A 24,421-nucleotide genomic window follows, 5' to 3' on the forward strand; every position below is an offset into this window, starting at 1 on the left:
ATGGTAAGGCGGCTAACAATCAGGTCTTTTGATTCAGCTCAATGAAACAGTGAAGGGGTGGTTTTTCGTGGAACCTTTGAGGGCCCCATCGCTGGCAAGCCAGCTCCCACAGTGATCGAGTCGTTCACACTTTTTGTGTCACCGACGAAACCTGTGGGAGCTGGCTTGCCAGCGATGGGGCCCTTACAAACAGCCTAAAATTACCGGGGTTTACTCCGGCAGCTCATACGCATAAATCTTGTCCGCCTCCATCTGATACCCCGCATCCGCCAGTTCGCTGGTCGACGCCTTCACCTGCATCGCACCCTCGATCCAGTAAGGCTGATACAGCTCCTCCAGCTTCACGCCCAACTCGCTTTTCACATGCACGATCTGGTTCGACGGCGGTGGCGGTACGTGGATGCAGGCGCCGAAATACGGCACCAGCAGAAACTCCGTGGTGCGCCCTTCCTCACTCACTTCCAGTGGCACGATGTACCCCGGCAGGCGAATGTTCTGGCCGTCGAGTCCCTGCACCACGGGGGCATTGGGCATGTCCTGCTTCGCCGCGGGTGCCGATTCGGCCGACAGCGCACTGCTCATCTGCGACAGGTCATGCAGCGGCGTCATGTCCGGCACTTCCGGTGCTGCGTCCGGGGGGATCATCTCCGACCAGGTCAGGTCCTTGGGCTGGGCTGCCCACAGCGGCAGGGCGAACAGCATCAACAGCGCGAGCAGGACGCGGGGCATCTTCGACTTCCTCATAAACGGATCGACAGGCCATCGGCAAGGGATTGGCGATACGCACGCCAGGCCGGCACGCTCCCCATCAGTAACGCAGCGCACAGGATGCCACCGAGCAGCGTCCATTCATATTCACTTGGCCACGCCAACGGTAAATACAACCCGTAGTTGGCCTGCACGTAACCCTGGGCGCCTGCGATACACACATACAACAGGGCCACGCCGGCAATCACCCCGGACAACGCCAGGGCAAACGCCTCCAGCACCAGCAGCGAGGCGATATGCCACGGGCGAGCGCCGACCGAACGCAGAATCGCCATCTCCCGCCGGCGTTCGTTGAGGCTGGTGAGAATCGCCGTGAGCATGCCGATCAACCCGGTCAGTACCACGAACAGCGACACCACGAACAAGGCTTTTTCCGCTGTGCTCATCAGGCTCCACAATTCCTGCAGGGCGACGCCGGGCAGGATGGCAAGCATCGGCTCACCGCGAAATTCATTGATCTCACGCTGCAGGGCGAAGGTGGAAATCTTGCTGTTCAGGCCCAGCATGAAGGCGGTGATCGCCTGCGGCGTCAGGTCCATGTTGCGCGCCTGATCGGCACTGATGCGCCCATTACCCCGGGCCGGCACGCCGTTGTGCCAGTCGACGTGAATCGCTTCCATACCACCCAGGCTGATGTGCAGCGTGCGGTCCACGGGCGTACCCGTGCGTTTGAGGACGCCGACCACAGTGAATGGTTTGTCGTCGTGCTTGACCAGGCTGATCACCGCGACGCCGTGGGCCAGGACCAGTTTGTCGCCGAGTTTGTAGTGCAGCGCATCGGCCACCTCGGCGCCGAGTACCACTTCGAACGGATCGGTGGCGAATGCGCGACCGTCGGCCAGTTCCAGGTGCTGCTGGCGGCCGTATTGATAGTGCTCGAAGTACGCCTCGGTGGTGCCCATCACCCGGTAACCGCGATGGGAGTCGCCGAGGGACATCGGGATGGCCCACTTCACTTTCGGGTTGTTGGCGAAGTGCTCGAAGCTGTCCCAGCGGATGTTGTTGGTGGCATTGCCGATGCGAAACACCGAGTACAGCAGCAGATTCACCGAACCGGAGCGTGCGCCGACGATGAGGTCGGTGCCACTGATGGTGCTGGCGAAACTGGCCTTGGCTTCGGTACGAACCCGTTCCACGGCCAGCAGCAGGCAGACCGACAAGGCGATGGCGAATGCAGTCAGGATCGCAGTAAAGCGACGATTAGCCAGGCTGGCCATGGCTAGACGAAACAGATACATCTCAAACCTCTTCGGACGTGGCGGCGCGGTTGAGTTCGGCCAGGGACAGATGGCGGTCGAACAGCGGCGCCAGGCTCTGGTCATGGCTGACGAACAACAGGCTCGATCCGGCTTCGCGGCATTCGGCAAACAGCAGGCGGATGAAGTTTTCCCGGGCGTCGTAGTCCAGCGCCGAAGTCGGCTCGTCGGCGATCACCAGTTCAGGCTGGCCGATCAGCGCACGGGCGGCGGCAACTCGCTGTTGCTGACCGATGGAAAGGGAGTCGGCGCGTCGGCTCAACAGGTTCTGATCTTTCAGGCCCAAGTGGGCAAGCAGCGTCACGGCAGCCTGGTCGACGCTGCCGTGACGCTGGATTGCCCGTTCGGCGCGCAACCTGGAGAAATGGCAGGGCAACTCGACGTTCTCGCGCACCGAGAGGAATGGCAGCAGGTTGAACTGCTGGAAAATGTAGCCGGTGTGATCGACGCGAAACGTGTCGCGCGCACCGGCGGACAGCTCGGTCAGCTCCTGGCCGAGCAGGCGGATGCTGCCGCGATCGGGCTTCTGCACGCCACCGAGCAGCCCCAGCAGAGTGGTCTTGCCGCTGCCACTGGGCCCCTTGAGAAACAAGCTCTCGCCGGCTTCCAGGCGAAACGCCGGGATGTCGAGCAAGGGCGGATGACCGGGCCAGCTGAAGCCCAGGTTGGACAGTTCGATGAGAGGTTGAGTCATAACACCGGTTTCGTGAGCGTGAATGCCCCCGTAGGAGCTGCCGAGTGCAACGAGGCTGCGATCTTTTGATTTTTCAAAGCAAGATCAAAAGATCGCAGCCTCGTTGCACTCGTCAGCTCCTACGGATTCAGGGTGGATTCAGAATTTCAGGGCAGCGGCCTTGGCCGTCACTTCAACGCCCTGCTGGCCGCTCGGGCCGATCAGTTGTACCTGAATTTTCTGGGTGGCCGGGAAGGTATTGAATATATTCGCCAGGTCCAGGGACTTCAGTGCTGCCGGTGTCGAACAGGTGAAGTGGTAATGGGCGTGAATTTCGCTGTGATCGTGGTGATGCTCGCCCTTGGACGTCGCTTCGTGATCATCATCGGCGTCCGGTTTGTCACCGAACAGCGGGCTTTCCAGCGCTTGACTGGTTACCACGCAGCCGGCAGCGGCTGGCAGGCTGAACAGGGCCAGGGGCTTTTCCAGCCCGGCCCGGGCAGCGGCGACCCTGGCTTTGTCGGCGTCGGTGGTGGCCTGGTGTTCGAAACCCACCAGGTTCATTGCCGGGCTTTGCAGTTCCAACTCCAGCGTCTGACCGTCCAGGGCCGCGTTCAAGCGGCCGACGCCATGCTCATGGGCCTCGAGGCTGCCATGCTCTTCGTTATGTTCATGGTCGTGATCATGTTCATGGGCTTGAGCGGCGTAAGCATCGGCCAGCGGCAACAGGGCGAATGGCAAAGCGAGCAACAGTCGACGCATGGGGACTCTCCGGGCGGAAGGTAATGAAATGTTATGTGATCTTATAACGTATGCAGAGTTTGACTGCCTGCTTGGCGTTGCACAAGTCCCGTGGGAGCATGCGCAGAAGAAAAATGCGGGAGCAGACTCATGTTGCGTATACGCGGAAGCATCGGCGCCTGGCCGGTGGATTTGACTTTGGAGATGGACGACGCGGATTGGGCGCGGCTTGGCGCGCAGTTGCAGGTCGCTCCGGTAGACGCCAGCGCTACGCCTGCGGCGAAACCGGTCACCCAGGACGATGCGCTGTGGCAGGTCGCCAAGGATCTGTTGCGCCAGGCCGGGCAGTTGAGCGGGCCGGATTTGCTGGAGCAGCTGGAAGGGCTGACTGGCAGCGCGGCAGCGGGCAAGCGCTTGCTGGTGCGCTTGCGCCATTGTGCGGACGTGAAGGTGATCAGCGGCGCAGATACGCCGCTTTACAGCTGGGTCGATTGAATATCGCCGCCTCGCTTCGCTCGACAGCTCCTACAAGAAATCTTGTGCACCCGTAGGAGCTGTCGAGTGAAACGAGGCTGCGATCTTGTGCGTCTTCAATAAAGAGCAGCAAACAACTTGCGACGGTACGTGGTCACCAGCGGGTGATCGTTGCCCAGCAGCTCGAAGACTTGCAACAAGGTCTTGTGCGGCAGGCCTTCGTTGTAGCTGCGATTGCGGATGAACAGCTTGAGCAATCCGTCCAGCGCCGCATCGTATTGCTGACGGGCCAATTGCTGGACGGCCAGTTGATAGACGGCCTCATCGTCCAGAGGGTTCTTCGCCAGGCGCGCCTTCAGGTCTGCGGCATCCGGCAGGTCCTTGGCCTGGCCGAGGAACTGGATCTGCGCCTTGGCACCGGCCAGGGCGGCTTTGTGTTCGTCGCTCTTGACCGAGTCGAGTACCGATTGCGCATCAGCCAGCTCGCCACGTTCAGTCAGGCAGCGGGCGTAGAGAATCAGCGCCTTGGCGTTGGTATTGTCCTCACCCAGCAGCTCCTTGAGCACGGCTTCGGCATCGGCGAAGCGGCTGTCGTCGAACAACGCCTGAGCCTGTTCGAGCGGATCGGCGGCGGCCGGCGGTGGCATCTGCACATGCGGCTCGAGCATGGTGCGTACGGCTGACTCCGGCTGCGCGCCGGCAAAGCCGTCCACCGGCTGGCCGTCCTTGAACAGCACCACGGTCGGCAGGCTGCGAATGCCAAAGCGGGCGACGATGTCCTGCTCCAGATCGCAGTTGACCTTGGCCAGCAACAGCTCGCCCTGATAGCTCTCGGCGATGGTCTGCAGCATCGGCATCAGCACTTTGCACGGCGCGCACCATTCGGCCCAGAAATCCACCAGGACGGGTTTGTGGAATGAGTTCTCGATCACCGACTGGTCGAAATCGGCGGTGGTGGCGTCGAAGATGTACGGCGTTTCCTGACTCATGGGGGATCTCGTAAAAGCGTGAATGGGGCCACTATAAGGCTTGGCGGGGGGTGGCCGGAAGCGGGGTGTGACCGGGAGAGTTGTATCGCCTGATCTGACGCTTCGCCAGCAAGCTGGCTCCCACCATGGAATGCGGTCAACTGTGGGAGCCAGCCTGCTGGCGATGGCGTCAGACAGGGCGCCGCGCGTGGTAGAGACTCACATGCCGAAACTCTTCCGGTTCGGCCAGATCCGGCAAGGTCATCGCTTCCAGCATCTCGATGCGCCGATACAACGGATGGCGAAAATCCCTCACCCGCGAATCCGCCACCAGCGCCTCGCGCCCACGACTCAGGAATTCATCGAGTAATGGCAGGTTCGCCCGGTCGTACAGGACGTCGGCCACCAGGATCAGGTCGAACCGATCTGCTTCGGCGAAGAAATCTGTCGAGTAGGCAAGTTGCACATCATTGAGCTCGGCATTCGCCCGGCACGCTGCGATCGCCAGCGGGTCGAGATCGCAGGCCACCACTTCCAGGGCCCCGGCCTTGACCGCAGCAATGCCCGCCACCCCGGAACCGGCACCGAAGTCCAGCACCCGTTTGCCGGCGACCCACTGCGGGTGTTCGGCGAGGTAGCGCGCCACCGCCAGGCCACTGGCCCAGCAGAAACTCCAGTACGGCGGCTCATGCAGGATCCGCCGGGTTTCCTCCGGGCTGAAGGCGCGGTCCATGTTGTCGCCGTCGATCAGCCAGAGCTTTAGCTGTGTTCCGGGCAACGCCACAGGCACCAGCTGCGCATCACCCAGCAATTGCCCCAGCGACTGCTGCAGGTCGAGCGGTGCAATCATGGTGCTTTGATAAATTGCAGCTGACCCATGGCCTGGGTCGTCGGTTGGGTAATGACCTGCGACGGCAGATGCAGAATCAGCTGCCCCGACTGGCTGGCGCGGCCACGCAGTTCAACCCGCTGGCCCGCCGGAAAGGATTCCGGGTTGAATCGCAGGTGGAACGGCAGGACCTGATTGGTACCAATCAGGCTGGAACTGGCGAGCAACTGCTGTGGGCGGTCCTTGTCGTCGATTACCAGCAAAGCCAGTTCGACTTCGGCGCCGGCCGGTACGCCTTGCAGCGTGCCGCTCAGTTCGCGCTGGTAAGCGGGCAGTGGACCAAGCTGGGCCGACTCCCGGGCTTTTTTCTGCGCCTGTTGCGGTGCGGGGCCCGGGGTCGGCGGTTGCGGCTTGGGCGCATCAGTGCCGCAGGCCACCAGCAGGCTGAGAAGGCTGAGTAAAACGAGCGGTTTTAGTGGCATTTGCGGCTCCAGCAGGGTGAAATCCATGGATCGTTCGATATAGCCAGTCTGTATACCGCAAACCCTATGGCTTGTCTTGCCACGGGGATGCGCTACCATGGCCCTCCCTTTTTTTGTTGCCTGCCACCATGCACTGTCCCTTCTGCGGTGCCAACGACACCAAGGTCATCGACTCGCGTCTGGTCGCCGAGGGCGAACAGGTGCGCCGCCGGCGTGAATGCCTGGCCTGCGGCGAACGTTTCACGACGTTCGAGACGGCTGAACTGGTGTTGCCGCGCCTGATCAAAACCGACGGCAGTCGTCAGCCGTTCGACGAAGAAAAACTCCGCGCCGGCATGCAGCGTGCCCTCGAAAAGCGTCCGGTGAGTGTCGAACGCCTCGAATCGTCGCTGGTGCACATCAAACACAAATTGCGAGCCACCGGCGAACGTGAGGTCAAGTCTCTCGTGGTCGGTGAACTGGTGATGGCCGAGCTGCAAAAGCTCGACGAAGTCGCCTACATTCGTTTCGCCTCCGTGTATCGACGCTTCCAGGACCTCAATGAGTTCCGCGAAGAGATCGATCGCCTGGCCCGTGAGCCGGTGAAAGAATGAGCACATCCGCAGAGCAAACCGTCCTCGACGCCCACTACATGGCCCGCGCCCTGGAACTGGCGCGCAAAGGTCACTACACCACCCACCCCAACCCGCGGGTCGGCTGTGTGATCGTGCGCGACGGGCAAATTGTCGGCGAAGGCTGGCACGAGCGCACCGGCGAGCCTCACGCCGAAGTCCACGCCTTGCGCGCCGCTGGCGACAAGGCCCGGGGCGCCACCGCCTACGTCACGCTCGAACCGTGCAGCCACCACGGCCGTACGCCGCCCTGCGCCGATGCGCTGGTGCATGCGGGCCTGGCCAGGGTCGTTGCGGCCATGCAGGACCCGAACCCGGCGGTTGCCGGTCGCGGCATGCAGCGTCTGTCTCAAGCCGGTATTGCCACTGAAAGCGGCGTGCTCGAAGGCGAGGCGCGCAAGCTCAACGAAGGCTTTCTCAAACGCATGGAACACGGCTTGCCGTTCGTGCGGGTCAAGCTGGCGATGAGCCTCGACGGTCGCACGGCGATGGAAAGCGGCGAAAGCCAATGGATTACCGGCCCGGCAGCGCGTTCGGCGGTACAACGCCTGCGTGCCCAGGCCAGCGTGGTGCTGACGGGCGCCGACACGGTGCTGGCCGATAATGCCCGCTTGACCGTGCGCGCCGATGAGCTGGGCCTGGATGCCGAGCAAACCGCGCTGGCCATGAGCCGGCCGCCGTTGCGCGTGTTGATCGACGGCCGTCTGCGAGTGCCGCTGGACGCGCCGTTCTTCAAGGCCGGCCCGGCGCTGGTCGCTACGTGCATGGCGATCGAAGAGCAATATGCCAATGGCCCGGAGTGCTTGATCGTTGCGGGCGAGGATGGCTTGGTCGACCTGCGCAAGCTGCTGGTCGAGCTGGCTGCCCGCGGGGTCAACGAAGTGCTGGTGGAAGCGGGGCCGCGTCTGGCCGGAGCTTTCGCGCAACAGGGGCTGGTGGACGAGTTCCAGATTTTCATCGCTGGCAAGTTCCTTGGTTCCTCGGCACGCCCCCTGCTGGATTGGCCACTGGCGCAGATGAAAGACGCGCCAGCACTCAAAATCACCGAAATTCGTGCGGTTGGCGATGACTGGCGGGTCACTGCCATTCCTGTGCCAGCAGCGAGCGTATAATTCCCGGCCATCGCTACAACGCTGGCCCGTTCTCGAGGAGGACTCCATGTTTACCGGCATCATCGAATCCATCGGCAGTATTCGTGCATTGACCCCAAAAGGCGGAGATGTGCGGGTTCACGTAGAAACCGGCAAGCTCGATTTGAGCGACGTCAAGCTGGGTGACAGCATCGCGGTCAATGGCGTGTGCCTGACCGCAGTTGAGCTGCCAGGCAATGGTTTTGCCGCCGACGTCAGTCGCGAAACCCTCGACTGCACCGCCATGAACGACCTCAAAAGCGGCAGCCCGGTCAATCTGGAAAAAGCCCTGACCCCGACCACCCGCCTTGGCGGTCATCTGGTCAGCGGTCACGTCGACGGCGTCGGCGAAGTGGTTGCACGCACCGAAAACGCCCGTGCCGTGGAGTTTCGCATCCGCGCCCCGAAGGAGCTGGCCAAGTACATCGCCCACAAAGGCTCGATCACCGTCGACGGCACCAGCCTGACCGTGAACGCGGTCGATGGCGCCGAGTTCATGCTGACGATCATTCCCCACACCCTGAGCGAAACCATCATGGCGTCGTATCAGCCAGGTCGCCGGGTGAACCTGGAGGTGGACTTGCTGGCCCGTTACCTGGAGCGCTTGCTGCTGGGCGACAAGGCCGCAGAGCCAGCCGCCGGCAGCACCATTACTGAAAGCTTCCTGGCCCAAAACGGCTACCTCAAATCCTGAGCTCTAATTTCGAAAGAAGGGGGGTGCCTTGTGGCGCTCAATAGCATCGAAGAACTGGTTGAAGACATCCGCCAAGGCAAGATGGTCATCCTCATGGATGACGAAGACCGCGAGAACGAAGGCGACCTGATCATGGCCGCCGAGTGCTGCCAGCCAGAACACATCAACTTCATGGCCAAGCACGCCCGCGGCCTCATCTGCATGCCGATGAGCCGCGAACGCTGCGAACTGTTGAAGCTGCCCTTGATGGCCCCGCGCAACGGTTCCGGTTTTGGCACCAAGTTTACCGTGTCCATCGAAGCGGCCACTGGCGTCACCACCGGCATCTCTGCCGCAGACCGTGCCCGCACCGTGCAGGCGGCTGCAGCGAAAGACGCCAGGGCGGAAGACATTGTCAGCCCCGGCCACATCTTCCCGCTGATGGCCCAGGCCGGCGGCACCCTGGCCCGTGCTGGCCACACCGAGGCCGCGTGTGATCTGGCGCGCATGGCCGGTTTCGAGCCGAGCGGGGTGATCTGCGAAGTCATGAACGATGACGGCACCATGTCCCGTCGTGCCGAGCTGGAAGCCTTCGCTGCCGAACACAACATCAAGATCGGTACCATCGCCGACCTGATCCACTACCGGATGATCCACGAACGTACCGTTCAGCGGATTGCCGAGCAGCCGCTGGACAGCGAACTGGGCCAATTCAACCTGGTGACCTATCGTGATTCCGTGGAAGGCGACGTGCACATGGCGCTGACCCTGGGCACCGTGTGCGCCGACGAGCCGACGCTGGTTCGCGTGCACAACATGGACCCGCTGCGTGACCTGCTGATGGTCAAGCAACCGGGCCGATGGAGCCTGCGCGCTGCGATGGCGGCGGTTGCCGAGGCCGGTAGCGGGGTGGTGCTGCTGCTCGGTCACCCGCTCGATGGCGACGTTTTGCTTGCGCATATCCGTGAAACGGCGGACCAGACGCCTGTGAAAAAACCGACCACCTACAGCATCGTCGGTGCCGGTTCGCAGATCCTTCGGGACCTTGGCGTGCGCAAAATGCGCCTGATGAGTGCGCCAATGAAATTTAATGCGATATCCGGTTTCGATCTGGAAGTTGTAGAATACGTGCCCTCCGAATAAAGACCGGTTGTTTCCAGTCCTTGATTCGCGGTTAACACATCACTGAGGGACGCGTAGAAAACGCGTCCCGGCTCTTTAAGAGATCTAACGAATGACCCTGAAGACCATCGAAGGTACCTTCATCGCCCCTAAAGGCCGCTACGCCCTGGTAGTCGGCCGTTTCAACAGCTTCGTCGTTGAAAGCCTGGTCAGCGGTGCAGTTGATGCCCTGGTTCGCCATGGCGTGAGCGAAAGCGACATCACCATCATCCGCGCCCCTGGCGCCTTCGAAATTCCGCTGGTTGCACAGAAAGTCGCCCAGAAGGGCGAGTACGCTGCAATCATCGCACTGGGCGCAGTCATTCGTGGCGGTACCCCGCATTTCGAATACGTCGCTGGCGAATGCACCAAGGGCCTGGCCCAGGTGTCCATGGAGTTCGGCGTACCGGTCGCTTTCGGCGTCCTGACCGTTGATTCCATCGAACAAGCCATCGAGCGTTCCGGCACCAAGGCCGGTAACAAAGGTGCTGAAGCTGCCCTGTCCGCCCTGGAAATGGTCAGCCTGCTGGCGCAGTTGGAGGCCAAGTGATTAGCGACGAAAGCGATCGTTTCAACCCGCGCGATCCAAAGCCTGCGGATGCCGGCAAGCCATCGAAAAGCGTCAAGCGTCGCGAAGCCCGTCAGCTCGCGACCCAGGCGCTGTACCAATGGCACATGGCCAGGCAGTCGCTGAACGAGATCGAAGCGCAGTTCCGGGTCGATAACGATTTCAGTGATGTCGACGGTGCCTACTTCCGTGAAATCCTGCACGGCGTTCCGGCACAAAGAGACCGCATCGATGCCGCACTGGCGCCTTGCCTGGACATCACCATCGAAGAGCTGGACCCGGTTGAACTGGCCGTGCTGCGCCTGTCCACCTGGGAGCTGCTCGAGCGCGTCGACGTGCCGTACCGCGTTGTGATCAACGAAGGTATCGAGCTGGCGAAGGTCTTCGGTTCCACCGACGGCCACAAGTTCGTCAACGGCGTACTCGACAAGCTGGCCCCGCGTCTGCGTGAAGCTGAAGTGAAGGCGTTCAAGCGCTAACCGGCGTTTGGTATCGCTATGGGCGAGTTTGAGCTGATCCGCAATTTCTTCGCCGCCGCGCCTTGTGCGCAAGGCGGCGAAGGCGTTGCTCTGGGAATCGGCGACGATTGTGCCTTGCTGGCTGTTTCCCCCGGGGAGCAGCTGGCCATTTCCACCGACACCCTGGTTGCAGGTGTGCATTTCGCAGATCCTTGCGACCCTTTTCTGCTCGGCCAGCGTTCGCTGGCGGTGGCTGTCAGCGATCTGGCCGCCATGGGCGCCACGCCGGTTGCCTTTACCCTTGCCCTGACCTTGCCGACGGTGACTGCCGATTGGCTGCAAAGCTATGCCCGCGGTTTGAACCTCATGGCCCAGGGCTGCGGCGTGGCGCTGGTGGGCGGGGATACCACCCGCGGCCCGCTGAGCCTGACCATGACCGTGTTTGGCCGAGTGCCCAGCGGTCAGGCCCTGGTGCGAAGCGGCGCGCAGCCGGGTGACCTGGTGTGTGTTGGCGGTGAGCTGGGCAACGCTGCCGGGGCCTTGCCGCTGGTGCTCGGCCAGCGAACGGCCGAAGCGTCGATTGCCGATCCGTTGCTGGCACATTACTGGTCGCCCCAGCCTCAGCTGGCCCTGGGTCGAGCGCTACGGGGCAAGGCGACCTCGGCGCTGGATATCTCCGACGGCCTGCTGGCGGACTGCGGTCACCTGGCGCTCGCCTCGAAGGTAGGCATTCAGGTCGAGCAGAGTAAGCTGCCGGTCTCTGCGCCCCTGGTGGCCTTCCTCGGCCAGGCGGGCGCGCAAGAGGCGGCCTTGAGCGGTGGCGACGATTACGTGCTGGCCTTTACCCTACCGTCCGTCGAGTTACCCGGCCTGTTGGCCGACGGCTGGCCGATCCATGTGGTCGGACGTGTAGTCAGTGGTCAGGGCGTGACCCTGCTGGATGCCGACGGACGAGACATCACCCCGCAAACCCGGGGCTACCAACATTTTCGGGAGACAACGTGACAGATCATCCCAAGCAGGTTCCGGCGGAATTCGTACCGCCGTCGGTCTGGCGCAATCCATGGCATTTCCTGGCCTTCGGCTTTGGCTCGGGCACCTTGCCAAAGGCGCCGGGCACCTGGGGGTCATTAGTTGCGCTACCTTTCATCCCCTTATGGCAGATGCTGCCCGATTGGGGTTACTGGCTGATGCTGGGCATCACCATGCTGTTCGGCTTCTGGCTGTGCGGCAAGGTGGCCGACGATTTACGCGTGCACGACCACGAAGGTATCGTCTGGGACGAGATGGTCGGAATGTGGATCACGCTGTGGCTGGTGCCGGAGGGCTGGTACTGGTTACTGGCGGGCTTCCTGGTGTTCCGCTTCTTCGACATTCTCAAGCCGTGGCCGATTCGCTGGATCGACCGGCACGTGCATGGCGGCGTCGGGATCATGCTTGATGACGTACTGGCCGGTGTATTTGCCTGGCTGGCGATGCAGGGGTTGGTGTGGTTATTGGCTTGAGGGACTGACCAGGGGGACAGGGAATGGCTCGGCGTGGTTTGGCGTTAATGATTTTGGCGATGCTGTGCTCGTGGGTGCAAGCGGGTGACCTGGCGCCACCCTCGGTGATTCATCTGGCCAGCGAAGAGTGGGAAGACTATACCGCTGCCGATGGCCATGGCCTGGCCTGGGAAGTCTTGCGCGAAGTGTTCGAGCCGGCGGGCGTCAAGCTGGATATCCGTACCGAACCCTATACCCGCTCCATCGGCCTGGCCCAGCGCGGTGAAGTGGATGCCTGTGTCGGCGGCTATCGTGACGAAGTCAGCGACCTGCTTTATCCGCGGTGGAGCTACGACACCGATCACATCTATGCCTTGGGGCTGGCCAGTAATCCCGCGCCTACCCCCGATACCCTGGGCAACTACCGGCTGGCCTGGGTGCGTGGCTACCAGTTTCAACTTTACCTGCCCAATATCAGCCGCTACAACGAAGTGGTCCGGCGCACCGGCATCCTGTCGATGCTGCTGCACAACCGTGCCGACTACTACATCGATGCCCTCACCGAGGTGGATTACGTGGTCAGCCGGGCCAAGGATCCTGCGCAGTTTCGCCGTACCCATGTCGCCGAGTTGCCGTTGTACCTGTGCTTTGCCGACAACCCCAGGGCGCGCGGGCTGATGGCGTTGTTTGATCAGCGCATGGAAGTGCTGGTGAAGAACGGCCAGTTGAAACCGATCTTCGAACGCTGGAAGCAACCCTACCCCTTCTAACGTCCAGCCTTGTAGGAGCTGATCGCACGACCGTTGATCAAACATTTTGATTGTTATGCCCCATAATTCAGCCTAAGCGTCCGCTGGAACCTGCTGTTACAATGCCGCGTCTGCGAATCTCCAGTACCTATAGATCAGGAGCACACCGGTGCCTGTCGTTTTTGTCGCCGCTTCCAAACTGCCAACGCCTTTTGCGCAATTCACCATGCACGGCTTCCTCGACGAAGAGAACGGGCGCGAGCACGTAGTCCTGAGCCTGGGTGAGTTCGATGACGGTGCCCCGGTACTCGGTCGCTTGCACTCCGAATGCCTGACCGGCGATGCCTTGTTCAGTCAGCGCTGCGACTGTGGTTCGCAGCTTGAGGCAGCCTTGCAGGCCATCGCCCGTGAAGGCCGTGGCGTATTGCTGTACCTGCGCCAGGAAGGTCGCGGCATCGGCCTGCTGAACAAGATCCGGGCCTATGAACTGCAGGACGGGGGCGCCGACACCGTCGAAGCCAACGAGCGCCTGGGCTTTGCCGCTGACCAGCGTGACTACGCCATGTGCCTGCCGATGCTGGAACATCTGGGAGTGAAATCCCTGCGCCTGATGACCAACAACCCACGCAAGGTCAAAGCCTTGACCGACATGGGCATCGTGGTCGCCGAGCGCGTGCCGCTGCACACCGGGCATAACCCGCACAACAAACTGTACCTGGCCACCAAGGCCAGCAAGCTCGACCACATGATGGGCAACGAGCATCAGGGCGAGGCGGATCGGGCGTGACCCGAGGTCAGGTGCGGCGGCGACTGTCCGTCAACTGGTGGCAATACATGGCGCTGGCGCTGGTGCCATTGTTCGTGATCAACGGCGTGTTCGGCCAAATGGAGCCCATCCTGCCGGTGTTGGCGATGCCTTTGTTCATTGCCGGCGTCGCCTCGATGTTTGTCAGCCTGAAATTCTTCGGTGCCTACAAGCACGCGCTGATCGCCACGCAAAAAGCCCTCGATACCCCTGAAGAGCCCGCCGCCTGGATCGCCCTGGCCGCCAAGCGCCGCACGGCGTTCCTGGTCGCCGGTTTGCCTGCCTGGATCGGCGCCCTGGCGGTGTTTGTCGGCCTGGAAGCGGTGCCGCTGTTTCTGCTGGCGCTGTCGACCGCCGTGTTGTTCTACCTCTACCGCATCCCGCGTCAGCTTGGCTGATGTGGCGTAATTGGCTGGCGGTACTGCTGCTGGCCGTGAGCGGCAACGCTGCGGCGGTCGAGCGGGTTGTCAGCCTGGCGCCATCCCTGACTGAAATCGTCGTTGAGTTGAATTCCGCAGATCTCCTCGTGGGCGTACTGGATGCCGGCGAGCGCCCCGCTGCACTGAATCATCTGGCTTCGGTCGGCCGCTACGGCCAGCTGGACATGGAGCGCCTGCTCAGTCTCAAGCCGGATTTGCTGTTGTTATGGCCCGGCAGCGTCCGCCCGGCCCAGCGCGAACAGCTCAAGCGCCTGAATATCCCCACTTATGTTGCCGAACCGCATGACCTGCAACAACTTGCGGCACAGATCGAAGCGATAGCCCGCCAGCTCGGGCGACCGGAGCGGGGTCTGGCGCTGGCTGCAAGTCTGCGAGCTCGCCTGGCTGAGTTGCGCCAGCGATACCGAAGGGATGAACCGTTGCGGGTGTTTTATCAGGTCTGGGATCGACCGATGTATACCGTGGGTGGCGGGCAGATCATCAGTGATGCGCTTGAGGTGTGTGGGGCGCGCAATGTGTTTGCCGACCTGCAGCTGCCGGCGCCGCAGGTGAGCGTGGAGGCGGTGCTGCAGCGCAATCCCGAGGTCATTCTGGCCGGGGATCAGGCACAGCTTGAGGCATGGAGGGCCTGGCCCCAGGTCGCGGCCGTGGCGCACGGGCGGTTGTTGCGCGTGGTGGATAAGGGGCTGGAGCGGCCTAGCGGGCAGATGGTCGAGGCGACGGCCGCATTGTGTCGGCTAATTGCGCCGGAGCGCTAAACCGAGTCGCCTGCATCGCGGGCAAGCCACGCTCCCACAGGTTTTGTGCCTTACCTGAAACCTGTGGGAGCGGCGGTTCGACGGTTCGACTTGCCCGCGATGAGGCCAGCCCAGGCAACGTTGGGTCAGAGCTCCGGCGTCCAGCTCACCCCGAACATCCACGCCCGGCCTTCCTCGCGATACCCGTATTGACTCCCGTCATAGCTGTACAGCACCCGGCTGTAACCCTTGTCCAGCAGGTTGTCCACCTTCAGTTCAAGCCTGATCTCGCGATTCAACTCCCAGCTGCTGCGCAACCCCAGCAGCGCATAACCACCTAAGGGCTGCTGGTTAGTCTCGTCGTCGTAACTGCTGCTCACGGCCTGCCAGCTGGCGCCGACGCCCAGCCGGTCAAACTGTCGATCCAGGTCCAGGCTCAGGGTGCGTCGAGCGCGGCGGGCCAGGGTATGGCCGGTGTCGCGATCCTGCGGATCAATGATCGCTAGGCCCAGGTTGCCTTGCCAGCCGAACAGTTCCTGCTTCAACGCAGCCTCGAACCCGTTGATTCGCGCCGATGCGACGTTCTGCGGGCGTGAATTGCTGCCGAAAATGATCGCGTCCTCCAGGTCGGTGCGATACAGCGACGCCTCCAGGCGACTGGTGTCGCTTAACTGGCTGCGCCACTGCAGTTCGTAGCTCTTCGAGGTTTCCGGCTTGAGATCCGGGTTGCTGAAATCCGGGTAATACAGGTCGTTGAAGGTCGGTGCGCGGAAACCTTCGCTGTAGCTCAGCAACAGGTCATTGTCCGGATTCAGCGGCAGGGTAAAGGTGCCACTCCAGCTGTTCTGGCCGCCAAACTGCTGGTTCTGGTCCCGGCGCAAGCCCAGCTCCGTGGAAAAACTCTGCGCCTGGTAGCGGTGCTGAATGAACGCAGCACGATTCCAGCGACTGTCTTCATCGAACGGCGTGATGCTGTTGATCCGGTCTTCATACCAGTCGCCGCCAAGGATCAGGCTGTTGCGGTCATTGAGCGTCAGGTCGTTCTGCCAGTTCACCGAGTCGCGGTAGGTGTTGAAGACGCTGCGCTCGTCGCTGAGCTTGTCGAGCGTCTTCTCGCGGTTCTCGCTGTGCCCCAGTTCGACCCGGGTTTTCCAGCGGTCGTTGACCCTGGCATCGACGTAGCTGCTGAAGCTGCTGACGGCAAAGTCGCTGTAGGGTTGCTGTTGAAATGATTCAAACGTATCCAGGTCGAAGCGGCCAAACGGGTTGTCAAACGCGCTTTTGCCGCGGTTATCCAACAGGTTGGCGCCGACTTCGATGTCATCGGTCAGCGCATGGCTGAGGCTCATGCTCACCGACTTGTTACGGTACTCATCATGGTCGCCATCGCTGGGGTATGACTCGTGGGTGCGATCGATGCCGGCGGTCTCATCGAGACTGGCCCCGAGGTCGAAACGGGTTTTCTCGTCACCGCCAGACAAGCCAAGGCTGCGTTCCCAGGTCTGATTGCTGCCAACGCCGGCGTGCAGGCGCGCCTTCAGGCCCGGCTCGCCGCCGCGGCGGGGGAAAATCTGGATCACCCCGCCAATGGCATCGCTGCCGTAAATCACCGACCGGGAGCCACGCAACACTTCCACTCGCTCAACCTGCTCGATGTTGATGTGCTGCAGGTTGCTGTCGCCGGAAGTCGAGTTGCCGATGCGCTGGCCATCCACCAGCACCAGGCTCTGCGCCGACCGGGTGCCGCGAATGTAGATCCCCGGCAGGCTGCCGCGCCCGCCGGTTTGTCCGACCTGTACCCCCGGCACGCGCCGCAGCAGGTCGGTGACACTGGCCGGTTGCAGGCGGTCGATATCTTCGCGGGTGAACACAGTGTTGGCGGCGCTGCTGTCGTTGCGCGCTTCGACCTGGCGGTTGGCGCTGATCAGCACGTCGGGAAGCTTCAGGGCCTGGTCGCGTTCAAAGGTGTCGGCCAGGAGCGGACCGGCTGGCAGGAGGGTCAGCGCCAGGGCGAGCGAGGAGAGTTTCATGGAGGATCCGAGGTGATGCGGCACAACGCCCTGTAGGAGCTGCCGAAGGCTGCGATCTTTTGATTGTGTTTTGGCAGATCAGGAGCTGGCGAAGGGCAAGATCAAAGGATCTCAGCTTTCGGCAGCTCCTACGCGGGGTGGTTACAAATTGAACAACTGCAGGCGCTGGCGAATGGAAGCTTCGATCCCGGCCTCATCCAGTCCACACTCAGCCAGCATCTGCGCCGGCTTCGCGTGCTCGACGTAAAGGTCCGGCAAGCCCAGGTGCAGCATGGACTTGAGGATATTTTCCCGAGCCAGAAATTCGCTGACCGCGCCGCCAGCGCCGCCCATGATCGCGTTTTCCTCGACGGTCACCAGCAAGTCGTGACGGCCGGCAATTTCACGGACCAGGGCTTCATCCAGTGGCTTGACGAAACGCATGTCGACCACGGTTGCATCCAGCGTCTCGGCGACCTTTAACGCTTCGGCCAGTTGCACGCCAAACACCAGCAGGGCGACCTTGCTGCCCTGGCGGCGAACGATGCCCTTGCCGATGTCGATCGGCTCCAGGGTTTTTTCTATCGCAGCATTCGGGCCAGTGCCGCGTGGGTAGCGCACTGCAGCCGGACCGTTGTACAGGTGGCCGGTGGTGAGCATCTTGCGCAGTTCGTTTTCGTCGCTCGGTGTCATCACCAGCATGCCGGGGATGCAGCGCAGAAACGACAGGTCGAAGCTGCCCGCGTGGGTCGGACCGTCTTCGCCCACCAGGCCGGCACGGTCGATAGCAAACAGTACGTCGAGGTTCTGCACCGCCACATCATGCACGAGCTGGTCGTAGCCACGTTGCAGGAAGGTCGAGTAGATCGCCACCACTGGTTTTGAACCTTCGCAAGCCATGCCTGCCGCCAAGGTCACGGCGTGCTGTTCGGCAATCGCCACGTCGAAATAGCGCTCCGGGAACCGTTCGCTGAACGCCACCAGGTCCGAGCCTTCCTTCATGGCCGGAGTGATGCCGACCAGTCGCGGGTCTTCGGCGGCCATGTCGCACAGCCACTCGCCGAATACGCCCGAATACTTGGGGCCGCCGGCTTTCTTCGGTGCCGCCGCCGGTGCGTCGACCGGCTCCAGCTTGGTGATTGCGTGATAGCCGATCGGGTCGACTTCTGCCGGAGCGAAGCCTTTGCCTTTCTTGGTGACCACGTGCAGGAACTGCGGGCCCTTGAGGTCGCGCATGTTGCGCAGGGTCGCGATCAGGGTCGGCAGGTCGTGGCCGTCGATCGGTCCGATGTAGTTCCAGCCCAATTCCTCGAACAACGTACCGGGGACCAGCATGCCCTTGGCATATTCCTCAGTACGACGAGCGATTTCCCAGGCACCGGGCAGGCGCGACAGGACCTTCTTGCTGCCTTCACGCATGCTCGCGTAAGTGCGGCTCGACAGGATCTTCGCCAGGTAATTCGACAGGCCGCCGACGTTGCGCGAAATCGACATGTCGTTGTCGTTGAGGATCACCAGCATGTCGGCGTTCACTTCCGGCGCGTGGTTCAGCGCTTCGAAGGCCATGCCGGCGGTCAGTGCGCCGTCGCCGATCACCGCGATCGCCTTGCGATCACTGTTCTGCAGGCGGGCGGCGATGGCCATGCCCAGCGCGGCACTGATCGAGGTGCTGGAGTGGCCGACGCCAAAGGTGTCGTACTCGCTTTCGGAGCGACGCGGGAACGCAGCAACGCCGTCCTTCTGGCGCAAGGTGGCCATGCGCTCGCGGCGGCCGGTGAGGATCTTGTGCGGATAAGCCTGATGACCCACGTCCCACACCAGCCGGTCATCCGGGGTGTCGAATACGTAATGCAACGCGATGGTCAGCTCGATGACGCCCAGGCCGGCACCGAAATGCCCACCGGTCTGTCCGACCGTATAGAGCAATTCCAGGCGCAACTCATCGGCCAGGGTTTCCAGCTCGGCTTCGCCTAACCGGCGCAGGCCGTCCGGCGTGTTGGCACGGTCGAGCAGGGGCGTGGTCGGGCGCTTGCGGGGAATCTCATGAAACGTCGTGGGCATCAGGCGAATCGTTATAGGTATAGAAGATGCGGCAGTTTACCTGATGCATCGCCCCCTGCCCACGCGTTGGTTTTAACTTGGCGGATACGCCTTCAGCTGCGGCGCTCGACAATATAGCGGGCCAGGTCGCGCAACGGCTCCGCTGCCGCGTCAAACGGTCGCAGGGCGTGCAGGGCCTGATCGCGCAGTTCCAGGGCGTAAGCCTTGGCCGCGTCGAGGCCGAGCAGGGCGGGATAGGTCGGTTTGTCGCGCGCAATATCGGCGCCCTGGCGTTTGCCCAGGGTAGCGGTATCACTTTCGACGTCAAGAATGTCGTCCTGCACCTGAAACGCCAGGCCGATGGCCTGCGCATAAGTCTGCAGGAAATTCAGTTTGTCCTTTTCGGCACGACCGCTGGCCAGGGCGCCAAGCTTGACGCTGGCTTCGATCAACGCGCCGGTCTTGTGCCGGTGCATGTATTCGAGCGCCTTCTGATCGAGCTTCAGGCCGACCGAGCCGAGGTCGATGGCCTGGCCACCCACCATGCCGGCCGGGCCTGCGGCCAACGCCAGGGCGCTGACCATCTGCAGGCGGATGTCAGCATCGGCGCTGCTCAGCTGCGGATCGAGAAGGGCGCTGAACGCCAGGCTCTGCAAGCCATCACCGGCCAGAATGGCGCACGCTTCATCGAATTTCTTGTGCGTAGTCGGCTGGCCGCGACGCAGATCGTCGTCGTCCATGGCCGGCAAATCGTCGTGCACCAGGGAGTAGGCGTGGATCAGCTCAACCGCACAGGCCGCACCATTGGCCTGCTCGACCTTGCCACCCAGTGCTTCGCAGGCGGCATAGGCCAGCAATGGGCGAACGCGTTTGCCGCCGTTCATCACGCTGTAACGCATGGCTTCGTACAAACGCCCGAGTTCGGGGCTTGGGGCGATGAACAAGGTCTCCAGTGCCGCATTGACACGCGCCTGGCTGTTGGCCGAATAGGCGGCAATCATTCCGGCTGTTCCGCGTCGAAGGGTTCCTCGGCGAGTTCGCCATCGCGCTCAAGCAGCACCTGCACCTTTTGCTCGGCCTGAGCCAGCGCCGCCTGGCAATCGCGAGTCAGCCCGATGCCCTGCTCGAAAGCCGTCAGCGAATCTTCCAGCGACAACTCGCCGTTCTCCAGTCGCTCGACCAGTGTTTGCAGGTCAGCGAGGGATTGTTCGAAATCCAGTGCAGCTTTTTTGCGGGCCATGGCGGCTATTTCCGGTTGACGTTAAACCGGCGCGACACTAGCAGACATGGGGGTTATGGGCAAATGAACGGGGGTTTTATGCCCTGTTTCAGGGGCATTGACACACTCCCACAGGAGTGTGTTTCAACAGGTCATTGTGTTGAAGGGTCTGGAAAATTGATTTGATATCGAGTGTTACGCCCGCCGCCGGGCAGTCGCCTCAGATAACCCCTCTCCAGCAGTTCGGATAGGTGACGAGTGGCAGTCGCCTTGGACACCTTCGCCACAGCCTGATACTGCGCCGCGCTAATCCCGCCTTCGAAACCGTGCTCCCCACCATCGAGCAAACGGTTCAATACCTTGGTTTGTTCTACCGTCAGTGCAGACTCCCGGTGCGCCTGCCAGAACCGCGCCTTGCCCAGCACCGATTCGATCCTCACCATGGCCTGCCGCAAGCTGCGCAACAGGGTTTTCAGAAACCACTCCAGCCACTCTGTGATATCAACCGTCGCCTTCTGGCTGTTTTCCAGTACCCGGTAGTACCCCGAACGGTCTTCAAGAATGCTCGCTGACATCGCATAAAACCGAATGGCCTGCGCCTCACCCTGGGCCAGCGCAAGATCGGTGATCGTTCGCGTCAGCCGACCGTTACCGTCGTCGAAGGGATGCAGAGTGACAAACCAGAAGTGCGCAATGCCCGCCCGCAGTAGTGGATCGAGATTCGCTTGGCTACGGCTGGCTTCAAACCACGCCAGGAAAGTCTGCAGATGCTGTTCAAGACCGAGCCTGGGCGGAGCTTCAAAGTGCACGGTGGGCTTGTCGATTCGTCCTGACACCACTTGCATCGGGTCATCGCCGCGTAACGCGCCGACACGGATCGGTCGGGCGGACAGGTTGGAGTCCTGCTCGGGAAATAGCCACTGGTGCCAATCAAAAAGGCGTGCCAATGTCAGCGGCTGGTCAAAATGCCGGGTGGCATCAAGCATCAGTTGCGCCAAGCCTTCACTGCGCTGGCTCACGTTATTGCCGTCGATCAACTCCAGCCCCAAGCGTCGCGCCAGCGACGACCGTACCGACCCGACATTCAGTTGCTCACCCTCAATGGCGGAAGAGGTGACGATGTTTTGCAGCAAAGCATCCAGTTCGCTCTGCGCGCTCAGCGAATGACTCACCGAGCTCGACATGCCCATCAACTGTCCTTGCACCTGTACGCAGTCGCGCAGCAAAGGTGCGAGGCGTTCGGTTTGCCAGTTGAAGTCAGGCCAATCCGGCTGCTGCCAGATCCAGTTCAGGGCCATAATCCGGTCCTTTTGAGATGTGTGAGCCGATTAGAGAGTCTATTCGGCTCATATGATGAGCCGAATATGGCGTTTATTCGGCTCACCGTCCACCCCTTGGTCGCGATTCCTACTGCAAATCAACCGGACCTGATTGTTAAAAACTGCCCGACTGTCTAACCTCGCGCCATCCTTGACCCGATATTCGCGGGTCATTCTGACGAAACGCAATTTTTGGATCTGTAACGCACCGAGGATCGGGTGCCAGGTTTCGTTATGCATGGCAGGAGGCGTCACATGCGTTGTTTTCTTTCACTGCTGATGCTGCTGGGCTGGGCCTGCGCTGCCTTGGCCGAGCCGACGGCGCAATTGTCAGAACCGGTCGGTGGCTGGCGCTACAACGGCTTGCTCGATCGCAGTGAATATCCTCAGGTTGCCTATCCGACGCCACCCATCGACCGGGGCGTGCAGCGCAATCGCACCATGATCCAGGGCCAGCTCAAGGCCATCGGCACCCAGCGCGGGCCGCATACCCTGGCCGTCAACGGCAATCCCCTGAATCTGTACACCGACGACCAGGGCCGCTTCGCCCGGCCCTATGCGTTCGGTGCCGGCTCCAATAGTGTAGAAGTGCGCAGTGCCGAAGGCAAATCCCTCAAGCGCGTTCAATTCTATGAAGCCAACAGCCTGCGCACCCCGGCGCAGATTCGCGTGGTGCTGGGCTGGGACGATCCGAAAGCCGAGCTCGACCTGCACATCGTCACACCCGATGGCCAGCATGCGTTCTGGTCGCATCCGGCGTTATCCAACGGGGGCGGCCTGGACCCGGACGGGGTGGACGGTCCCGGCCCGGAAATGTTCACCATGACCGCGCCGATGCATGGCACCTATCTGGTTTACGTCAACTATTGGGGCAACTTCGGTAGCGGCGGCTATAACTTCGATGAGACCAGTAACCAGAACGAGGTCATCACCTCGCAAATCAACCTGGTGCTGAACGAGAACACCGTCAACGAAAAACGCGAAACCTTCATCGTGCCCCTGCGCGCGATTGGTGACCTGCTGCTGGTCAAGACTTTCAACTATTAAGCATCCCGCTCCACGGATGAACAGCTGAGCCTCGGGAACATGAGCGTGAATATGAGCGATAACACTGTACCTGCGTCAGCCAATCCCCCGCGTCGCTGGCCGGCACTGTTGATCGGGCTGTGCGTAGTGGCTGGCGTGGCCGGCGCCATGGGTTGGTTCATGTACAAACCCAAGGCGCCGATGGCGCTGCTGGCCAGCGACAAGCTGGGGATGAGCCGGCCGGACGGCCTGCTCGAAACCCATTCCCTGAGTCAGTTGCCCAAAGACCTGCTGGCCGTGCCGTTCCTCAAGGAAACCCTGACTGAGGATTTCGTCTTCTATTACGAGACCCATGCCGATCGCCTGGGCTTGATCGGCAGCCTGCGGCGGATCATCTACGAGCATGACCTGAAATTACAGGACAGCCTCATCGAGCAGCTGTTCGATCAGCCGGCAGACATTGCACTGTGGCGCGGGGCAGATGGTCGCCTGAAGGATTTTCTGCTGGTGATGGATCGTGGAGGCCTGGCCAAAGTGCTGGAGCCGCTGGCCAAGGTGGCGCTGGATGATACGCAGTTGAGCAAGGTCGCTGAGGTGAAAGTCGGAGCCGACGATGTCGCGCTGTACCAGCTGACCTATAACGCTACCAAGGCGTTGCTATTCGCTTCTCATGGCGACAAATTGGTGGTGCTGTCCAATCCGGTCCGCCTGCAAGACCCCGAAGATGGTGCAGCGCCAGAGCCGGGCGGCGTTTCCAGCCAGGCCATCGCGGCCTTGCTCAATGGCGAAAAACTGTTCCCCGAAGCATTTGGCCTGCAACCCCGAGCCCCGGAGGTGAAACAGCGGCTGTCGGTGAATTCCAGTGTTTTGGCCATGGGCTACCAGCGATTCATCCCCAACTTTGCCGGGCTGCGGTTCGACATGGACGACCAGGGCTGGCACAGCTTCCTCGCCATGGACGAACTGGACAACCAGCCGGACTTCGATTTCAAGCCGATCTGGCAGGCCATGCCCATGGGCGCCAGCGCCTGTGTGGCCTTGCCGCTGGCCGCCGAGCAACAGCAACCCTTACTGGTGAAGCTCGGCGCCGACGACAAGGTGGCCGAGGCGTTGACCGGACACATGGCAGGTGCTGCCGGCCTGTGCTGGTACGCCGATTCGCGGCTGTACACACCGTTGATGGTGGCGAGCCTGGACGATGATGACAGCGCCAGACTCGACGGCGACCTGGGCACTTTGTTCGGCTCGATGGTCGGTGCCTATGAAGGCAAGGTCGATGAGCATGCTTTCCCTGTGGTGGAGAAACAGCAGGGTGAAACCCGCCAGTGGCAGCGTCAGGTCAGCTCCAACTTCGGCCCCTATGCTGCCAGCGAGGCCGAGCAACCGGCGGCGATCACCGGCAAGGCGTTCATGCGAGTGAGTCTGGCGCGCCATGGCTCGACGCTGCTGTTCTCCCTCGACGACAAACTCGTCGACAAAGCCCTCGACACCCTCGACAAGCGTTTTCCGCCGATGGCCGACCTGGTGCCCAAAGACCTGTTGATGCCGGTGTATTTCGGCCCCGATGCCATGGCGCAACTGATGCAGCAGGAAACCCTCGACAGCCTGCCACAGGACATGGAACCGGTGTTTTACAACGCCGCCCAGACTTACCTGATGCCCAAACTGCGCACGCTGGGCGGCTACGGTAAATACGCCCTGACCTTGCCCGAAGGCAGTGAGCCCAACGGCCATTGGCAGTGGCTGCCGCTGCAGTGGAAAGCCCTGTGACCTTGCTTGTCCGCAGTCTTGGCCTGGTGGC

At 61.9% G+C, this 24,421-nt stretch carries 27 protein-coding genes; 15 read left to right on the plus strand and 12 right to left on the minus strand.

Annotation, left to right across the window (positions count from 1 at the left end):
- Positions 1-210 precede the first annotated feature (210 nt).
- From UB23_RS01025 to UB23_RS01040, 4 genes are all read right to left on the minus strand, one after another.
- Positions 211-729 (minus strand): DUF3299 domain-containing protein, encoded by a 519-nt coding sequence (locus UB23_RS01025; RefSeq protein WP_045057487.1) that lies wholly within the window; start codon positions 727-729, stop codon positions 211-213.
- Positions 730-740: 11 nt separating this feature from the next.
- Positions 741-2,006 (minus strand): ABC transporter permease, encoded by a 1,266-nt coding sequence (locus UB23_RS01030; protein WP_045057488.1) that lies wholly within the window; start codon positions 2,004-2,006, stop codon positions 741-743.
- A 1-nt stretch (position 2,007) separates the two neighbouring features.
- Positions 2,008-2,718 (minus strand): ABC transporter ATP-binding protein, encoded by a 711-nt coding sequence (locus UB23_RS01035; protein ID WP_045057489.1) that lies wholly within the window; start codon positions 2,716-2,718, stop codon positions 2,008-2,010.
- Between the two features lie 138 nt (positions 2,719-2,856).
- Entirely contained in the window at positions 2,857-3,459 is a 603-nt protein-coding gene (locus UB23_RS01040) for a DUF2796 domain-containing protein (protein ID WP_045057490.1), read from the minus strand.
- A gap of 129 nt (positions 3,460-3,588) precedes the next feature.
- Here UB23_RS01040 and UB23_RS01045 point away from each other — a divergent pair, with 129 nt between their 5' ends.
- Positions 3,589-3,933, plus strand: a complete 345-nt coding sequence (locus tag UB23_RS01045) for a hypothetical protein (protein ID WP_045057491.1) — start codon at positions 3,589-3,591, stop codon at positions 3,931-3,933.
- 95 nt (positions 3,934-4,028) lie between these two features.
- Here UB23_RS01045 and trxA read toward each other — a convergent pair whose 3' ends face one another.
- The 3 genes from trxA to UB23_RS01060 form a co-directional block, all read right to left on the minus strand.
- Complete coding sequence (gene trxA / locus UB23_RS01050; RefSeq protein ID WP_045057492.1) at positions 4,029-4,901, minus strand: thioredoxin; 873 nt, start codon at positions 4,899-4,901, stop codon at positions 4,029-4,031.
- Positions 4,902-5,070: 169 nt separating this feature from the next.
- Positions 5,071-5,730 carry a class I SAM-dependent methyltransferase gene (locus UB23_RS01055; RefSeq protein ID WP_045057493.1) on the minus strand — a complete coding sequence of 220 codons (660 nt, stop codon included), beginning with the start codon at positions 5,728-5,730 and terminating at the stop codon, positions 5,071-5,073.
- The gene (locus UB23_RS01060; RefSeq protein WP_045057533.1) at positions 5,727-6,191 is read right to left on the minus strand and encodes a YbaY family lipoprotein; all 465 of its coding nucleotides are present in this window, start codon (positions 6,189-6,191) and stop codon (positions 5,727-5,729) included. Before UB23_RS01060 ends, UB23_RS01055 begins: the two co-directional genes overlap by 4 nt.
- Before the next feature lie 128 nt (positions 6,192-6,319).
- Here UB23_RS01060 and nrdR point away from each other — a divergent pair, with 128 nt between their 5' ends.
- The 12 genes from nrdR to UB23_RS01120 all read left to right on the plus strand — a co-directional run bounded on the left by nrdR (position 6,320) and on the right by UB23_RS01120 (position 15,028).
- The gene (nrdR, locus tag UB23_RS01065; protein ID WP_003228656.1) at positions 6,320-6,784 is read left to right on the plus strand and encodes a transcriptional regulator NrdR; all 465 of its coding nucleotides are present in this window, start codon (positions 6,320-6,322) and stop codon (positions 6,782-6,784) included.
- A complete protein-coding gene (gene ribD, locus UB23_RS01070; protein ID WP_045057494.1) occupies positions 6,781-7,914 on the plus strand; it encodes a bifunctional diaminohydroxyphosphoribosylaminopyrimidine deaminase/5-amino-6-(5-phosphoribosylamino)uracil reductase RibD in 1,134 nt (377 codons plus the stop codon). Before nrdR ends, ribD begins: the two co-directional genes overlap by 4 nt.
- Before the next feature lie 46 nt (positions 7,915-7,960).
- A complete protein-coding gene (locus tag UB23_RS01075; protein WP_045057495.1) occupies positions 7,961-8,626 on the plus strand; it encodes a riboflavin synthase in 666 nt (221 codons plus the stop codon).
- A gap of 30 nt (positions 8,627-8,656) precedes the next feature.
- Positions 8,657-9,748 (plus strand): bifunctional 3,4-dihydroxy-2-butanone-4-phosphate synthase/GTP cyclohydrolase II, encoded by a 1,092-nt coding sequence (gene ribBA, locus UB23_RS01080; protein WP_045057496.1) that lies wholly within the window; start codon positions 8,657-8,659, stop codon positions 9,746-9,748.
- A 91-nt stretch (positions 9,749-9,839) separates the two neighbouring features.
- The gene (gene ribH / locus UB23_RS01085) at positions 9,840-10,316 is read left to right on the plus strand and encodes a 6,7-dimethyl-8-ribityllumazine synthase (protein WP_003185938.1); all 477 of its coding nucleotides are present in this window, start codon (positions 9,840-9,842) and stop codon (positions 10,314-10,316) included.
- The gene (gene nusB / locus UB23_RS01090) at positions 10,313-10,813 is read left to right on the plus strand and encodes a transcription antitermination factor NusB (protein ID WP_045057497.1); all 501 of its coding nucleotides are present in this window, start codon (positions 10,313-10,315) and stop codon (positions 10,811-10,813) included. The genes ribH and nusB overlap by 4 nt, the downstream gene beginning before the upstream one ends.
- 18 nt (positions 10,814-10,831) lie before the next feature.
- Positions 10,832-11,797: a thiamine-phosphate kinase gene (thiL, locus tag UB23_RS01095; RefSeq protein ID WP_045057498.1), complete on the plus strand. Its 966-nt coding sequence runs from the start codon at positions 10,832-10,834 to the stop codon at positions 11,795-11,797.
- Positions 11,794-12,297, plus strand: coding sequence for a phosphatidylglycerophosphatase A family protein (locus UB23_RS01100; RefSeq protein WP_045057499.1), 504 nt, complete (start codon positions 11,794-11,796; stop codon positions 12,295-12,297). Before thiL ends, UB23_RS01100 begins: the two co-directional genes overlap by 4 nt.
- 23 nt (positions 12,298-12,320) lie before the next feature.
- The gene (locus UB23_RS01105; protein WP_045057500.1) at positions 12,321-13,046 is read left to right on the plus strand and encodes a substrate-binding periplasmic protein; all 726 of its coding nucleotides are present in this window, start codon (positions 12,321-12,323) and stop codon (positions 13,044-13,046) included.
- Positions 13,047-13,194: 148 nt separating this feature from the next.
- Positions 13,195-13,812 (plus strand): GTP cyclohydrolase II, encoded by a 618-nt coding sequence (gene ribA, locus UB23_RS01110; RefSeq protein WP_045057501.1) that lies wholly within the window; start codon positions 13,195-13,197, stop codon positions 13,810-13,812.
- Positions 13,809-14,228, plus strand: a complete 420-nt coding sequence (locus UB23_RS01115; RefSeq protein ID WP_045057502.1) for a hypothetical protein — start codon at positions 13,809-13,811, stop codon at positions 14,226-14,228. The genes ribA and UB23_RS01115 overlap by 4 nt, the downstream gene beginning before the upstream one ends.
- Positions 14,228-15,028 carry a cobalamin-binding protein gene (locus UB23_RS01120; RefSeq protein WP_045057503.1) on the plus strand — a complete coding sequence of 267 codons (801 nt, stop codon included), beginning with the start codon at positions 14,228-14,230 and terminating at the stop codon, positions 15,026-15,028. The genes UB23_RS01115 and UB23_RS01120 overlap by 1 nt, the downstream gene beginning before the upstream one ends.
- A 125-nt stretch (positions 15,029-15,153) precedes the next feature.
- Here the strand turns inward: UB23_RS01120 and UB23_RS01125 are convergent, their stop codons facing one another.
- The 5 genes from UB23_RS01125 to UB23_RS01145 form a co-directional block, all read right to left on the minus strand.
- Positions 15,154-17,037, minus strand: coding sequence for a TonB-dependent receptor domain-containing protein (locus UB23_RS01125; protein ID WP_045057504.1), 1,884 nt, complete (start codon positions 17,035-17,037; stop codon positions 15,154-15,156).
- A gap of 141 nt (positions 17,038-17,178) precedes the next feature.
- Positions 17,179-19,077 carry a 1-deoxy-D-xylulose-5-phosphate synthase gene (gene dxs / locus UB23_RS01130; RefSeq protein ID WP_045057505.1) on the minus strand — a complete coding sequence of 633 codons (1,899 nt, stop codon included), beginning with the start codon at positions 19,075-19,077 and terminating at the stop codon, positions 17,179-17,181.
- A gap of 92 nt (positions 19,078-19,169) precedes the next feature.
- Positions 19,170-20,057, minus strand: coding sequence for a (2E,6E)-farnesyl diphosphate synthase (gene ispA, locus UB23_RS01135; RefSeq protein ID WP_045057506.1), 888 nt, complete (start codon positions 20,055-20,057; stop codon positions 19,170-19,172).
- A complete protein-coding gene (locus UB23_RS01140) occupies positions 20,054-20,296 on the minus strand; it encodes an exodeoxyribonuclease VII small subunit (protein WP_003228627.1) in 243 nt (80 codons plus the stop codon). The genes ispA and UB23_RS01140 overlap by 4 nt, the downstream gene beginning before the upstream one ends.
- Before the next feature lie 131 nt (positions 20,297-20,427).
- Positions 20,428-21,573: a Fic family protein gene (locus UB23_RS01145; RefSeq protein WP_045057507.1), complete on the minus strand. Its 1,146-nt coding sequence runs from the start codon at positions 21,571-21,573 to the stop codon at positions 20,428-20,430.
- Positions 21,574-21,849: 276 nt separating this feature from the next.
- Between UB23_RS01145 and UB23_RS01155 the strand changes: the two genes are divergently transcribed.
- Together UB23_RS01155 and UB23_RS01160 are read left to right on the plus strand one after the other, a co-directional pair.
- Complete coding sequence (locus UB23_RS01155) at positions 21,850-22,641, plus strand: YfaP family protein (RefSeq protein ID WP_045057509.1); 792 nt, start codon at positions 21,850-21,852, stop codon at positions 22,639-22,641.
- A gap of 51 nt (positions 22,642-22,692) precedes the next feature.
- On the plus strand, positions 22,693-24,390 hold the full coding sequence (locus UB23_RS01160) for a DUF2138 domain-containing protein (RefSeq protein WP_045057510.1): 1,698 nt from the start codon (positions 22,693-22,695) through the stop codon (positions 24,388-24,390).
- Positions 24,391-24,421: the final 31 nt, after the last annotated feature.

The sequence above is a fragment of the Pseudomonas sp. ES3-33 genome (genome assembly GCF_000952175.1).
Lineage (GTDB): Bacteria > Pseudomonadota > Gammaproteobacteria > Pseudomonadales > Pseudomonadaceae > Aquipseudomonas > Aquipseudomonas gregormendelii.

What these genes read in the sequence shown, in the direction of transcription:
- UB23_RS01120 (WP_045057503.1), top strand. Translation starts at nt 14,228, where the DNA reads ATGTGGCGTAATTGGCTGGCGGTACTGCTGCTGGCCGTGAGCGGCAAC.
- trxA (WP_045057492.1), bottom strand. Translation starts at nt 4,901, where the DNA reads ATGAGTCAGGAAACGCCGTACATCTTCGACGCCACCACCGCCGATTTC.
- UB23_RS01060 (WP_045057533.1), bottom strand. Translation starts at nt 6,191, where the DNA reads ATGCCACTAAAACCGCTCGTTTTACTCAGCCTTCTCAGCCTGCTGGTG.
- UB23_RS01125 (WP_045057504.1), bottom strand. Translation starts at nt 17,037, where the DNA reads ATGAAACTCTCCTCGCTCGCCCTGGCGCTGACCCTCCTGCCAGCCGGT.
- nrdR (WP_003228656.1), top strand. Translation starts at nt 6,320, where the DNA reads ATGCACTGTCCCTTCTGCGGTGCCAACGACACCAAGGTCATCGACTCG.
- UB23_RS01140 (WP_003228627.1), bottom strand. Translation starts at nt 20,296, where the DNA reads ATGGCCCGCAAAAAAGCTGCACTGGATTTCGAACAATCCCTCGCTGAC.
- ribH (WP_003185938.1), top strand. Translation starts at nt 9,840, where the DNA reads ATGACCCTGAAGACCATCGAAGGTACCTTCATCGCCCCTAAAGGCCGC.
- dxs (WP_045057505.1), bottom strand. Translation starts at nt 19,077, where the DNA reads ATGCCCACGACGTTTCATGAGATTCCCCGCAAGCGCCCGACCACGCCC.
- UB23_RS01045 (WP_045057491.1), top strand. Translation starts at nt 3,589, where the DNA reads ATGTTGCGTATACGCGGAAGCATCGGCGCCTGGCCGGTGGATTTGACT.
- ribD (WP_045057494.1), top strand. Translation starts at nt 6,781, where the DNA reads ATGAGCACATCCGCAGAGCAAACCGTCCTCGACGCCCACTACATGGCC.
- UB23_RS01105 (WP_045057500.1), top strand. Translation starts at nt 12,321, where the DNA reads ATGGCTCGGCGTGGTTTGGCGTTAATGATTTTGGCGATGCTGTGCTCG.
- UB23_RS01075 (WP_045057495.1), top strand. Translation starts at nt 7,961, where the DNA reads ATGTTTACCGGCATCATCGAATCCATCGGCAGTATTCGTGCATTGACC.
- UB23_RS01145 (WP_045057507.1), bottom strand. Translation starts at nt 21,573, where the DNA reads ATGGCCCTGAACTGGATCTGGCAGCAGCCGGATTGGCCTGACTTCAAC.
- UB23_RS01025 (WP_045057487.1), bottom strand. Translation starts at nt 729, where the DNA reads ATGCCCCGCGTCCTGCTCGCGCTGTTGATGCTGTTCGCCCTGCCGCTG.
- UB23_RS01160 (WP_045057510.1), top strand. Translation starts at nt 22,693, where the DNA reads ATGAGCGATAACACTGTACCTGCGTCAGCCAATCCCCCGCGTCGCTGG.
- thiL (WP_045057498.1), top strand. Translation starts at nt 10,832, where the DNA reads ATGGGCGAGTTTGAGCTGATCCGCAATTTCTTCGCCGCCGCGCCTTGT.
- UB23_RS01030 (WP_045057488.1), bottom strand. Translation starts at nt 2,006, where the DNA reads ATGTATCTGTTTCGTCTAGCCATGGCCAGCCTGGCTAATCGTCGCTTT.
- UB23_RS01055 (WP_045057493.1), bottom strand. Translation starts at nt 5,730, where the DNA reads ATGATTGCACCGCTCGACCTGCAGCAGTCGCTGGGGCAATTGCTGGGT.
- UB23_RS01035 (WP_045057489.1), bottom strand. Translation starts at nt 2,718, where the DNA reads ATGACTCAACCTCTCATCGAACTGTCCAACCTGGGCTTCAGCTGGCCC.
- ispA (WP_045057506.1), bottom strand. Translation starts at nt 20,057, where the DNA reads ATGATTGCCGCCTATTCGGCCAACAGCCAGGCGCGTGTCAATGCGGCA.
- UB23_RS01040 (WP_045057490.1), bottom strand. Translation starts at nt 3,459, where the DNA reads ATGCGTCGACTGTTGCTCGCTTTGCCATTCGCCCTGTTGCCGCTGGCC.
- UB23_RS01155 (WP_045057509.1), top strand. Translation starts at nt 21,850, where the DNA reads ATGCGTTGTTTTCTTTCACTGCTGATGCTGCTGGGCTGGGCCTGCGCT.